Here is a 13285-nt window from a genome sequence, read left to right as displayed (position 1 = left end):
TGAACGTCTTGAGTATACCCGACTTCGGTTGAGTCGAACCAGCATGGCCACACGGACGGGTGGGTCCGCTCCTCACCTCACCCTCTCGGCAACCCCTTCCGTGCGTTATCATACCCCACATGTCCGAACCACCGCCTGCACATCCCAGTCTCGAATCATGGATCCGCTCCGAGGCTTCGTCGTTCGCGGTCGACGATCCCGCGTCGATTGCTGCGGCGGTCGATCGGGTGATGGCGTACCTGGGGCCGTCGGTGCAGATGCTCGGGTTGGGCGAGCCGACGCATCAGGTCGAAGGGTTTCTCGAGTTTCGCAACACGGTGTTTCGGCATCTGGTGGAGCATCACGGCTTCACGGCCATTGCCATCGAGAGCAGCTACCCCCGCGGCCGGCTGGTGAACGACTATATCCAGCACCGCACCACGAGGACGCTCGACGACGTGCTGGCCGAAGGCGTTTCGCACGGTTTTGGCACCAGCGCTGCGAATCGCGACCTGGTGGAGTGGATGCGCGACCACTCGGCCCAACACCCGGAGCGCGCTTTGCGCTTCGCAGGCTGCGATGCGCCGACCGAAATGACGTACTCCGACAGCCCGCGAAAGTTGCTGGAGTCGGCACTCGGTTACTTGCAGATGGCCTCGGACAAAGACGTCGCCGAGCGCCGCGGGCGAATCAGCGAACTGGTGGGCGACGATGCGGAGTGGGAGAACGAGCAGGCCAACCTCGACCCAACGCAGTCGATTGGCAACTCGCCTGAGGCCAAGGCGCTCGCCATCGAGGTGCGCAAGCTGCACGCAATCATGCGAAAGCAAAAAGGCAAGCTGGTCACGCACAGCGACCTCGAGGCGTACGAAGCGGCCATCGAGGACCTGCGGCTGGCCCAGCAACTTCTCACCTACCACTCGATCGTCGCCACACCGAGCGACACACGCATGGCCGATATGCTTGCCCAGCGCGACGTGATGATGGCCGACAACCTGGTGTACATCGCCAGCAGCGAGCAGTGGCGCGGCCGCGTCCTGGCGTTCGCCCACAACAGCCACTTGCAACTAGGCAAAGCCGAGTGGCAGTGGGGCGAGAACAATCTGAGCTGGTGGCCCGCCGGCTCGCACGTCCGCGGCCAACTCGGCATCCGCTACTCGGTAATCGGAGTCGGCGTCGGCCGCCTACCCGCCTACGACCTCGGCCCGCCCGAAGCAGGTTCACTCGAGGCCTTGCTCACCGCAGGCGACGTGTCGCGCTTCGTCCCCACCCACCGCGGCGTCGCCCTGCCAGTGGACGAAGTCGAAGCACTAACCACCCGCACCGCCGACCCCCGCTACTTCCCCTTCACGCAGCAAAGCCTCACGGACTTCGACATGCTGGCCGTGTTGGAGTCGGCGGAGTAGATTCAGCCACGGAGTGGCGACCGCGCATAGCCCGGGACGTCAGTCCCGGGAATGGATGGGGTTTAACGTGCGAAGGGTTGGGGCAGTTGAGTGCGTTCGGCGTTTCACGCTGAGGCATCCTTAACTCTTAAATTGTCCGCTTCGCACGGCCGCCTTGCGCCACACAAGAGAATTCCACAAACGCAAGCGGCTGACAGACAAGCGATGTGACAGGACTTTCTGACATCTGGCCATGTACGAGCGATTGCGACAGTCAAGACCATTGCGATATAGAGGGCAACGGCGACGACTTTCTTGCGAACATTAGGATCGATAGGCAATGCCTGTGATCGCCAGCGGTAAACAAGACCACCAGCCATCCACCCGCAAACTGACCACAAGTAGTTGGTTGGAGCAGCAACGCCGAAACAAAGTATGGCAAAGACGCATCCAGCCGCCGCACCAAGTGCCAGATAGATGATTGGGGATGTGCGGAAAATTGTGATTCGGTCGATCTTACGTGATCCAATGCGGATTATTTCTCCGATTTTACTTCTTCGAGGAAATCCATAGAGTTGAGCTAAAACAACCTTCCCATACTTTCACTATTCGAGGCTGGAATGCAAATCTTGGAACATGCAATCAAGGCCAGAGACAAAACCGCCTCAGCTTCGGCGTGACACGCCTGCCTGTCGACTAAGTCGAAGCACTAACCAGCCGCACCGCCGTCCCTCGCTACTTCCATTCGCACAGCAAAGCGTGACGTGCTGCGCGCTAATCTGCAGCAGCCTTCGGAAGATCGCCGGCCTTCGGCAAGTTGAAGAGTTCTTGTTCGGGCAGGCTGACATGCAGCACCTGTTCCCACAAGTGAGGCACGACAAAGTGCACCTGGCCTTCATCGGTGAACATATCGGTGTAGGACAGATTGGGGCGGCGGACATTCTCGACCAGGTTAGCCATTAGCAGGCCTGGCTCGCTCCATGATGTGCCATCGTCCATGGACAGCGAGACCCACAGTTCATTCCGGTCCGCCTGGTGGTGCTCCTTCCCGCCGTAACGGTTATGGATAAGCTGAATCAGGGTCTTGCCGTCCGATAAATGGAAGATCATGGGAGGCGCGGCGGGATGGACCAATTTTTGTGGCTCGGGGAGCGACCAAGTGACACCATCGTCCGCACTAAACGACTGCCACAGGTGACCCTGCACCCGGGCGAGCATCATCGCGCGACCGTCGCTCAGATCGATCACTCGACCTTCATTGCGGCGCGGCGGCTCCTGCGGTGGTGCCGCGGGCGAGGTGAGGTGCATGTTCCAGGTTTGTCCTTCATCGGTGCTGCGCAAGACAAATTGTTTCTCGCGCAGCGTAAAACCGTTGGCGGACGTGAAATCGAAGCTCTGCTTTTTGTGCGTTCCCAGCAGCCAAGTACCGGCACGGGTTTGGCACATCCGCATACCAGAAATGCCGGTGTAGTCTGGCAAGTTAACGGGGCGAATACGTGTTGCGGCGGACCACGTGTGCCCATCATCGTCCGAATAACGGTAGACGATCGGACCATCTTCCTTGTTTTCGCGCAACGACGGGATGGGCTCGGTGCCGAACACGTAGATGCGGTTTGATCCTGCAGGAATAAACGGCACTGTAAACGAACTGGAGTGATCGCAGGTCCAGGCGCGCGTGGGGCCCTGCCAAGTTCGACCTTGATCGGCCGAGCGATAGCTCAGCATCTCGTTCGTCTTCACATGGCGGAGTTCGGCACTACACCCGTATTGATTGCGGCCCGCTGCGAACATAACCAGCCAGTCGCCTCCAGGTGTAACCAGGCCTCGCGGCACATCGACCTTCTGCCGCGGTCGCGGCCACGCGTGGATTTTCTGTACCTTCGCATGCTGGTTGACTAACAGGCCGACCGACTCATCGATTCTTAGTCCGGCAGGTGGGCTCTGGAGGTTGATGTCGAACCCGCTGAATCGCAAGTCGGTTCTCAGTCGGTGCCCGAGTTGCTCTCGACTATAAGTCATGTTCCATAAGAAGGGTTCTGCTGGAATCGAAGCGTTCGGCAGTTCGAAGAGCTCGCGGCAGGAGCGACTCGCCAGTTGCTTTGCATCCTCAGCATCGATCTCCGAGTTGATCACGATCAAGTCATCGAGTAGGCCGCTGTATAGCTGACTGGGTGTCTTGCCATGATTCCGGCGGCAACCGACCAGCAGACCGCATGTGTCCCCGGGACCCCAAAAATCGGGCTCGGCAACCGTCTCGGCGGCAACGCCTTGGATATAGACGTCCGTGGGGCCATGCTGCCGAGAGAAAGTGATCGCGACGTGGCCACCGTCCGACGGCATCGGTGCCCGCAGCCCCCGACTCACACCATCCCCGCGCAGGCCGGCAACTAGCTCGCCTAGTTCGTTGCGGCCCACGGTCCAGCAAAGTCCGTTGAAGTTGTAGGCGAGGATGACGCAGCGACGGGTTGTTCTATCCGGCGCGATACGAAGGGTAACGGTGAATCGCTCGTCCAAGTTGGCCAAAGAAGTGTCAGGCTTGATGATCACGCCCAGGTACTCGTTGTCACCTCCCAGTCGTGCTGCCCGACTCGCGCTCACAATCCGAGACGACAGGTCCATGCAGTTGGCCGCCGACATGAGATGGCCGCAGCCACTAATGTCGGCAACCCACTGGTCATCGCTCGTTTCAAAGTCCCAGCATCCAGCAAGCTGATCGGCTGTAATATCTACCACACCACGGGCTGCTGACAACGGTGGTACGGACTTTGCCATCGGTTGCCAGCAAACGCAAACCACTGTGGCAATCAAGCACACAAGCTTCTTGGCCATCGTCAGTCTTCCGCGAGGCGGGGGTCTTGTGGAGGGCGGTGGAACTCGCGCATTGTATCACGGATCGACTGCGGGCGGCGTAGATCCGACCGGCCGTCACGGTGTCATCAGCCCACGAGAAGCCACGGTGATGCCCCATGAGCATTGCCACCCTCAATGGTAGATTCCCCCCTCCTTACCAGCTTGGCATCCGCTCCATGGTGGTTGGTAAGCCGAATGGCCGCTCTCCCCCGACTGCCAGTACGTTAGCAGTTTTGCAGGCACTGCAGGCCCTAGTTGCGAATCGCTTCGATTTAGTGTGTTTTCTATCTCGCCATGGCTGGTACAATGGAGGGAGCACGCCCGTAGGGGGCCGTTCGGGCGTAGTTCTTCTCTATTTCACTACCATGTCGATTGATCTTCAGTGCCCGGAATGCGAAACGCCGTTCAAGGTAGATGAGTCGTTTGCTGGCCGCAGGGGTACGTGTAAGCGTTGCGGCGCCAAAATTCAAATTCCCGGCATGAGCAGCAGCGTGTTGCGGGCGGTGAGCCAGTCGCTGGAGAATGCGACCCCTGAGCAAATGCTGGGTGAACTCGCGCGGCGAAAGATCAGCGCCGTGCTGGCGTACAGCGATCCGCTCACCTCGACTGCGCCCGCAGTGGACGTGGAGGGAGACCTGCTTGATTCGGACATCGATTATCGTCGCCTGCTGTACTGCATCAAAACAGGCGACCTCGAATCGCAGCACGTGGGTCGAATGCTCGAACACCTGGCGGCCAAGGTCCGGCGCGACCAGCTGGCAAAGAACGTCACGCCGGATGGGAATAACCAGGAATTGTTCGAGCTCAAGGGCGACTGGCTGGGCATGACGCTCGACGAGTTCAAACAGAAGTACTACCGCGAGCTGCCGAGTCTCGGACGCACGATGCCTTGGTGTTCGGACGAATCGCCCGGGCGAAAGATCAATGAATTGCACGCCGAGCCGTGGCACGCGGCGGCAGGGGTGGTGACGGCGCGAGTCGACCTGCCGGCCGAGAATGCGTCGCCTACAATTGCCCAGGAGCCGACAGATTTAGTCCTGTACCAGTTCCTGGACGGCAGGCTGTTTCAAATCGAAGCGTACTTTCGAACGCAATCATTCCATGTGATCCTGCAATCGCTGATCAAGAAGTATGGCAAACCGGTGTCCGAGACTCAGAGCCCTCGGTGCCTGACGTGGTGGAACATGTCGGCGACCATCGAGCTGCAGTTCGGCGCCATCCGCCCGCCGCGCCCCGCCCGATTGAGATTCTTCCACGATGATCTGTTCGAGCAAGCGGTTGCACGGGTGCCATCGCATACGCACGACATTTAGACCGCTTTAAGACGTTGCGCTCCGAGGCACGGAGTGGCGACAGCGAGTAAATCTCTGATGCTGCCAAGTTGAAATCAGCCGTAGTATGGCCGCCCCGACCGTACCCGGGCAGCGTGCGGGGAAGAGGTGTGGCAATTCGACTACTCTGCCCAGGTGATTCACACCTATGAAGTCAGGGCCATTCGCTTGGCCCATCGCAATTTGGTAAGATGCGGCGCAGTATTCAATTGGTGTGTTGCCTAGGATTATGGAGTTAACTCAAATTGCTCAGAGTCCGTCGCAGAACAATTGTACTTATCTTCGGTCTTGCTCTACTGTCTCCACTGGGTGGCTGCAATGATGGCACCCGCAGCAAGACCAATGAGAGTAATACTCTTCCATTGCAACAAGTCAATGCACTGATTGAAACCGGAAGCTTCCTTGAAGCTGCGCAACTTCTCTCACCATGCGAAGCTTGGCTAGGAGACGACAGCTTGAGCGTGGAAGATAAATGCCAAGCACTCCGATTGCTCACAATGGCTCTGCAAGGTTCTGGTAACTGGGCAGAATCGACAGAGGTCTGCCTCAAGATTCAGACTCTTCCATTTGATGATGAAGAGGCCCAGAAAACGGCGTCGGCGAAGATGCATGCGTCCTTGGGCGAGTCATACCGCACTCTTGGGGAAGATGATCGTGCTGCCACTTCATTTCGATCATCCTTGGAATTGTTTGAAGAACTCGGAATGACGAGTACTCTTGACTACTGGGGTGCCAAGAACGGAGAAGCCGTGCTACTGATACAACAGGGAAACACGAAAACTGCAAAGAAGCTTCTCACCCAAGTCGAAGCTGCTCTTTCAGAAGCTAGCGATTCCCAGCCGGCTAGCAGTAAGCTACTGCTTTCCAAGTGCCTCGGAAATCTGGGACTAATTGAGAAAAACGAAGGGTCGCTTTCAGAAGCAGCTATTTTCTACCATCGGTCAATAATGCTCCGTTCCGAAGTGCTAGGCGAAGAACATTCGGCCATGATCTTACCTTACTACAACTTGGGGATGCTTCACGCTGCGAACGAAGACTTTGTCAACGCAGAAGTTTTCGTTGCCAAAGCAGTCAGCATTGGCGAAAGGACTTGGACTGACGACAACCAGCAACTCGTACTGATGAAGCGAAACCTCGAGACGATAGGTAAGTACCTTAAACAATGAACCCCTTTGCTAAGGCGGCGTTGCACCCTACCGCCAAACCGCCTTGTCGAATGGTACAATCACGCGTCGGCGTGAACTTAGTCTATGGCAGAGGTGGACATATGCAATTGCGTTACTCTCCAAGGGCTTCATCGATGCCGAATTGTGCAAACTGAACGACAAGTACTTGAAAGGCCGATAGAGGGAATTGTGTCCTGGGACTCGCGTCCGAGGCTATGCGCTGCCGCCGCTCCGCGGCTAAGATTGCGCCACTCCGTGGCTGTTGGATTCTGCCCAAGCGTGAGGCACCATTTCATTCTTGTTCCCGCGCACAAAAAAAAGGCGGCGATGCCCTCGCGAGCATCGCCGCCTTCAATCGGAGGTTCCCCCCTCCTACTTGACGCACCTCTTACTTGATAAAGAGCATCTCCTGGTAGGTCGGCAGCGGCCACAGGTCGTCGGCCACGTAGCCTTCCAGGGCGTCGGCGTAGGAACGAACCTTGTTCATGGCCGGTAGCACGACTTCGCAGCAGTGCTTGGCCTCGGCCATCAGGTCGTCCGAAGCCGGCTCGGCGATGGCCGATTCCAGCTCTCCGACGCTGTCTTGCAGCGACTTCACCAGGCTGGTCATCACGTCCAGTGTATCGGTGTCGAAGTCGTAGCCCAGGATCTTCAGGTTCGAGCAGGTCGACGCCAGTTCGTTCTGGTATCGAATCGCAGCCGGGAAGATCGTGGTCCGCGCCAACTCGAGCGTCAGCTTGGCCTCGACGCCAATGGTCATGACGTACTGCTCGAGGTAGATCTCCAAGCGGCTTTCGAGTTCACGCTCGGAAAGCACGCTGTACTTCGAGAACAGCTCTTTGACCTCTTCGCCTTCGAGCGCCGGCAGGGCGTCGACGGTGGTCTTCAGGTTTAGCAGGCCACGCTTGGCGGCTTCGTCGTGCCATTCCTGGCTGTAGCCGTCGCCGTTGAACACGATCGAGCCATGCTCGTTCATGATCTCCGTGAGCAGCTTCTGCAACTCGCCGTGCAGCTTGGAGGCGTCGCCACCGGTGGCTTCCTCCAGGCGGGTGGCGCAGAAGTCGAGCGACTCGGCAACGATCGTGTTCATCGCCACGAGCGGCCCAGCGATCGACTGGTTCGAACCCACAGCGCGGAACTCAAACCGGTTGCCGGTGAACGCGAATGGGCTGGTGCGATTGCGGTCGCCAGCGTCCTTCGGCAGCGGCGGCAGCACATCGGCGCCCACGGTCAGCGTGCCCTTGGGAATCGACGAGTTCGCCCCACCCGACTTAATCTGCTCGAACACATCCGTGAGCTGGTCGCCCAGGAAGATCGACATGATTGCCGGCGGTGCCTCGTTGGCGCCCAAGCGGTGATCGTTGCTGGCCGAAGCCACCACGGCTCGCAGCACACCCTGGAACTTATGCACGGCGCGAATCACCGCGGCACAGAACAGCAGGAACTGCGCGTTCTCGTGCGGCGTGTCGCCCGGATCCAACAGGTTGCCATGCGTGGCGCTGCCCATCGACCAGTTGACGTGCTTACCCGAACCATTCACACCAGCGAACGGCTTCTCGTGAGTCAGGCAAACCATGCCGTGCTTCTCGGCCACCTTGCGCAAGGTGGTCATGATCAACTGCTGATGGTCGGTCGCCATGTTGGCGAACTCGAACATCGGAGCGATCTCGTACTGGCCAGGCGCAACTTCGTTGTGTCGCGTCTTGACCGGGATGCCGAGCTTGAACAACTCGCGCTCCACTTCCAGCATGAACGAGAGCACACGATCGGGGATCGCACCGAAGTAGTGATCGTCGAACTCCTGCCCCTTGGGAGGCTTCGCGCCGAACAGCGTGCGACCGGCATTCAGCAGGTCGGGTCGGGCATAGTAGAAGTTGCGGTCGATCAGGAAGTACTCCTGCTCGGGACCGGCCGTGGACGAAACCAGCGCGCCGTCGGTGTGGCCGAACAGCTTGAGGATTCGTTGCGCTTGGGTGTTCAGCGCCTGCATCGAGCGAAGCACCGGCGTCTTCTTATCGAGCGCTTCGCCGGTCCACGAGACGAACGCGGTGGGAATGCAGAGCGTGGTGCCGTTGGCGTTTTCCAACAGGTACGCAGGGCTGGTGACGTCCCAGATGGTGTAGCCGCGGGCTTCGAACGTGGCGCGGATACCGCCCGTCGGGAAGCTCGAACCATCGGGCTCGCCCTGAATAAGCTGACTGCCGGAGAATTCGGCGATCGCACCACCTTCGCCATCGGGCGAGAGGAAGCTGTCGTGCTTCTCGGCCGTGGCGCCGGTGAGCGGATAGAACACGTGGGCGTAGTGCGTCGCGCCCTTTTCGATGGCCCAGTCTTTCATGGCCGAAGCGACCATGTCGGCCACCGAATCGTCGAGCTTCTCACCCGACTCAATGGTCCGCATCAACGCCTTGTAGACGGCTTTCGGCAGCCGCTTCTTCATCACCGACGGCGAGAACACGTTGCAGTTGAACAGTTCGCTGGTCGGCTCCTCCAGAAAATTCATCTGCGGAGGACTTGGCTTGTAATTGGTCACCGCCGAGATCGCGGCCAGACGGGGCGAACCGAACGCGCCCTTGGAAACACCGCCTACCGCCGACTGGAAGCTGCCATTCTTGTTCGCGTCATCGCGAATTGCAGTACCCATACGCTTACACACCCTTTTTGCATCAGAAGGAAACGAGTATCGCAACTTCCTTTGCTGAGAAGGGTGGTTGCGAGTCAAGGCGTCCGAGCCTGCCGATGCCACGATCCGTGCGGCGAATCTAAACAACAAGAGCAAGTTGCGTGCCCACGGCTCGACGGGCTTGCCGAATTGTCTCAGCGAATCGACGATTGCCGAGGTTTTTCACGCACGCGACTTTCCGCACGGTAAGTTGTGAACACGGTATCCCCAACGCGTGCCCGATATCCTTGCAGCCGTTGCCCTGTTGCTAGGCGGCGCCGACGCTGCGGTGGAATCATTGTATCTTCGCTGCTTTTCCTGAGCTACAAAAGAGTCAGGAAGTCGCTAATCGTTCGGTTCCCCGACGTTTTCTACAGAGTGCCGCAGAACCCTCGACAGCGGGGCTAGACGGCAGATTTATTTCGGCTAGCGTAGAGGGTCCAAGCTATCGGCGTGGCGGACACCCTTGGCTTGTAGCTCCGCAAGGTGACAGCGGAGAAGGAACTCGAGCATCCGCTCAACAGGAGGGCCGTGAGGGTGGTCTCTACTGAAACTTCAGGCCGTTCGCGCCGCCGTTTACAGGCGGACGAGGCCAATTGTCGCGTCGTTGGACCCGACGAATACTGCAGCTTGCTGCTCGGCTTCACCCGTCTTGTGCGAGCCGACGATCCCACCACCGGCATGTGCGGACTACACGACGCCCAAACCGGCATCACCTACCTGGTCGACGGCCACCAACTCGCCAAGCACACGCTCCACATGCACGCGTAGCGCGGCGTTCTACGTAGCTGCCGTCGCCAGACGGCGGATCACCCCGTAGCTTCCGTCGCCAGACGGAGGATCAGCTTCCTTGCCCGTATGCTTTGGGAGCCGCGTGTTGGCGTGGCGCGGGAAGCAGATGACGAGCATGCAATACTTGGGTTAGAGATCCCATGGCGACGTCGAACCATCGTGATTCACGGTTTCGCGGTTATCTTCCAGACGCCACCCTTTCTCCGTGCGAACCAGGTGGTAGATAAACTTAAATCTGGCAGCGGTTCGCTGTTGAGTGAATACAGTTGCCGTGTCCCCATCTCCTTGCACATCGAGGACTTCTTCGCAATCTCTACCGTACACTGGGATTGTGCTAAAGTGTGGAGCCCCGTAGCTCGCTCTTGCTGGGATGTTTGAATAAGAGCAGTACCTGGCAAAGATGCTCTCTAGCGATTGCGTGGCGATTTTCTTCGCGTCCAGATGGGGCACTTCCTGCTGCCTTGCTCGACGAAAGAGGGATTTGCAATCCGATTCCCACGCCCCCATCGCGTCGAAAAAGGACGTCAGTAGATCAAGTATCTCACGTCTATCGGTTGCATTCATGCGAGCCAATCTACCTTGTGAGTTCTAACGACACTCATTCCAACGGCTTCGCGAAGTGATAGATGCGGGCATCGGGGAACGCTGCTTCCAATCGGCGTGCACCCTCCATCGTGATGTTGGTATCTCCCACCTGGATTTCTTCAAGTGTGTGGATACAACAGAGCTCCTCGACACCGTGATCGGTGATCTCCGTAAAGTTCAGATTCAGCGTCTTAAGCGAAGCGAGCTTACGCAGGTGCGTTAGCCCCTCATCGGTGATGGAATTATAGGCCAGAGTGAGTGTTTGGAGTTTATCCAGGTCAACAAGATGGCTGAGTCCGTCGTCGGTGATTTGAGTCCCCGATAAATACAATGTCTCGAGTTTTCTCAATTTAGAGAGAGACTGGAGTCCTTGGTCGGTGATGTTGGAGCTGTCCACGCCCAACTCCCGTAGTTCGGTGAAATCGCCGACAAGAAGCAGGTCGTCATCCGTGTACTTGTGCGCGACCTCCGGCGATACCATTTGCAGGTATACTACGTGTCCCGCATCGTCGATCGTCCAGCGGGCTCCATGTTTCAACAGTGCTTGCCTCGCGCGTCGCTCCGACTCAACGGGCCGCTCGGGATGGCGGTAGTCAGGCGGTCGCTTGGCGGCTTCTTGCAGATAGTTGTAGATCATTCGGTTGGGTTCAGCTCCCGACCAGTAGCGTTCTTTGCCACTTGCCAGACGAACCACACCGATCGGTGGCTCAGCATCGCTTTCCGACTTCGCCTTGACCAACTCAGCTGGTACGGCTTCGAATTCGATGATGCACAGCTCGCGAATCTCTTCAAAGTTGGCCGACGTTGGTCCCGATCGACCTTCGCAGATCTCGGCGGCCTCGGCGAGCGCGTCCCAGCTGTCAGGCCACGCCCCTTGATTCCGCTCCATGTGCTCGATGAGTATCTCGGCCAGACGCTCCTGTGCATAGCAATCGCGAACGGTTTCTATCGTCGATCGATAGAGCCATAGAATGCCGGCAGGAACGGCCAGGACGAATGCCAACAGACTGAACAGAAGAATGGTCTTACCGCGAGACAATACGAGACTCCTGGTCATACGCACCGTGGCATTCCGCGCGAAACGCAATCGCCAACTCAATTATAGCCGCCAACGGCGAAACCGAAACACTGTGCTTACGATCCGATGATCCAAACCTGAGACGATCGGCGTTACGCGGCGGCGGGCGTCTGGTTCGCGGCCACTGGAAGCAGCCCTTCGAGCAAGTCGACCGTGCGACTTGTTGCGCCAAGTTGCGTGGCGACGAACGCTTGGGCTCGTGCGCCCAATTCGTGCGCGAACTGGGGATTGGTGAGACAGCGTTCGACGAATCGCTGCAACTCTGCCTCGTCGGCCACCACTTGCGCGGCGTCGACCGTGAGTAGTGCCGCGACGATGTCGCGGAAGTTCCACGTGTTGGGGCCGAAGCAGGTGGCCACTCCGTACGCGGCCGGTTCGATCATGTTCTGCCCGCCGCGATCGCCGAAGCTGCCGCCGACGAACCCAATATGGGCCACGCCCCACCACGCGCCGAGTTCGCCCACCGTATCGACCAGCAGGACGGGGGGCTGGGGGCTCGGGGCTCGGGACCCGGGCGGTTTGGGAAGCTCGCTGCGGCGGCGCCACGCTAAACCCGAGTTCTCTAGCATCGTGGCTACCTCGTCGAACCGTTCGGGGTGACGAGGTACCAGGATCAACTTCAGGTGAGGATGCTCGCGATGCAGCTTGCCGAAGATGCCGGCCGCCATCTGCTCTTCAGGCGATTGCGTACTGCCGACGAGCCACACGGTGTCGCTATCGGTGAGACCAAACAGTTCGCGAAGCGCGGTGGTCCGTGGGTTGGTGCGATCGGTCGTGGCGCCATCGTACTTCAGCGATCCGGTTACGACGACGTCGCGCGACTCCGAGCCGCGAAGCAATCGGAAACGGTGGGCCGTGGTTTCGTCCTGCGCAGCGATCAAGTCGACCTGCCGCAGCACGCGCCCCACGAGCCAGCCGACGCGGCTGTAGCCGCGGAAGCTGTTGTCGCTTAGGCGGCCGTTGATGATGGCGACTTGTGCGCCATGCTCTTTGGCGGCGGCGATCAGGTTGGGCCACAGTTCGAGTTCCGCGAGTACCAAGAGCGTAGGCTTCACGCGCCGCATCGCGCGGCGCACCGCCCAACTGAAGTCGAGCGGGCAGTAGAACACTGTGTGGTCCGCGCCGTACTTGCGGGTCGCCAGGTCGTAGCCGGTTTTGGTGGTGGTGCTGATCACCACTTCCAGATCGGGCCGGCGGGTCGCCAGTTCAGCGATCGTGGTGGCCAGCAGGTTCACTTCGCCCACGCTCACCGCGTGCAGCCACACGCGGCGGCGCGGACCTTCGCACGGCGGCACGTCGCCGATTAGCTTCGCAGTCCAGCCTTCGCGATACTTGCCTTTGGTGATGGCCGCCCACAACAAGAGCGGCGCGCAGACCAGGGCAATGGCCGCGTAGAGCGCGTTCAGCAGATAGCTTTCGAGCCGCCTCAAGTGGGATTCCTTTCCCAGGTTTTGATC

The 13285-nt window shown here is 59.0% G+C and carries 9 protein-coding genes; 4 read left to right on the top strand and 5 right to left on the bottom strand.

Going from position 1 to position 13285, the window contains the following annotated elements; all coding sequences use genetic code 11:
* The first annotated feature begins 119 nt into the window (after positions 1-119).
* Entirely contained in the window at positions 120-1385 is a 1266-nt protein-coding gene (locus ACQK2L_RS14975; protein WP_425397834.1) for an erythromycin esterase family protein, read from the top strand.
* A gap of 753 nt (positions 1386-2138) precedes the next feature.
* Here ACQK2L_RS14975 and ACQK2L_RS14970 read toward each other — a convergent pair.
* Entirely contained in the window at positions 2139-4193 is a 2055-nt protein-coding gene (locus ACQK2L_RS14970) for a sialidase family protein (RefSeq protein ID WP_425397833.1), read from the bottom strand.
* A 386-nt stretch (positions 4194-4579) separates the two neighbouring features.
* Here ACQK2L_RS14970 and ACQK2L_RS14965 point away from each other — a divergent pair, with 386 nt between their 5' ends.
* Positions 4580-5527 carry a hypothetical protein gene (locus ACQK2L_RS14965; protein ID WP_425397832.1) on the top strand — a complete coding sequence of 316 codons (948 nt, stop codon included), beginning with the start codon at positions 4580-4582 and terminating at the stop codon, positions 5525-5527.
* Between the two features lie 263 nt (positions 5528-5790).
* Complete coding sequence (locus tag ACQK2L_RS14960) at positions 5791-6711, top strand: tetratricopeptide repeat protein (protein WP_425397831.1); 921 nt, start codon at positions 5791-5793, stop codon at positions 6709-6711.
* Positions 6712-7099: 388 nt separating this feature from the next.
* Here ACQK2L_RS14960 and ACQK2L_RS14955 read toward each other — a convergent pair whose 3' ends face one another.
* Positions 7100-9355, bottom strand: a complete 2256-nt coding sequence (locus ACQK2L_RS14955) for a glutamine synthetase III (RefSeq protein WP_425397830.1) — start codon at positions 9353-9355, stop codon at positions 7100-7102.
* Between the two features lie 555 nt (positions 9356-9910).
* Between ACQK2L_RS14955 and ACQK2L_RS14950 the strand changes: the two genes are divergently transcribed.
* A complete protein-coding gene (locus ACQK2L_RS14950) occupies positions 9911-10144 on the top strand; it encodes a hypothetical protein (protein ID WP_425397829.1) in 234 nt (77 codons plus the stop codon).
* Positions 10145-10294: 150 nt separating this feature from the next.
* Here ACQK2L_RS14950 and ACQK2L_RS14945 read toward each other — a convergent pair whose 3' ends face one another.
* From ACQK2L_RS14945 to ACQK2L_RS14935, 3 genes are all read right to left on the bottom strand, one after another.
* A complete protein-coding gene (locus tag ACQK2L_RS14945; RefSeq protein ID WP_425397828.1) occupies positions 10295-10729 on the bottom strand; it encodes an NTF2 fold immunity protein in 435 nt (144 codons plus the stop codon).
* A gap of 34 nt (positions 10730-10763) precedes the next feature.
* Positions 10764-11789, bottom strand: coding sequence for a leucine-rich repeat domain-containing protein (locus ACQK2L_RS14940; protein WP_425397827.1), 1026 nt, complete (start codon positions 11787-11789; stop codon positions 10764-10766).
* Positions 11790-11920: 131 nt separating this feature from the next.
* Positions 11921-13258 (bottom strand): 3-deoxy-D-manno-octulosonic acid transferase, encoded by a 1338-nt coding sequence (locus ACQK2L_RS14935; RefSeq protein ID WP_425397826.1) that lies wholly within the window; start codon positions 13256-13258, stop codon positions 11921-11923.
* Between the last annotated feature and the right edge of the window lie 27 nt (positions 13259-13285).

Source organism: Aeoliella sp., from assembly GCF_965227375.1.
In the GTDB taxonomy this organism is placed as follows: domain Bacteria; phylum Planctomycetota; class Planctomycetia; order Pirellulales; family Lacipirellulaceae; genus Aeoliella.
Note: the sequence above shows the minus strand (reverse complement) of the source record. Positions and strands in the feature narration are given on the sequence as shown.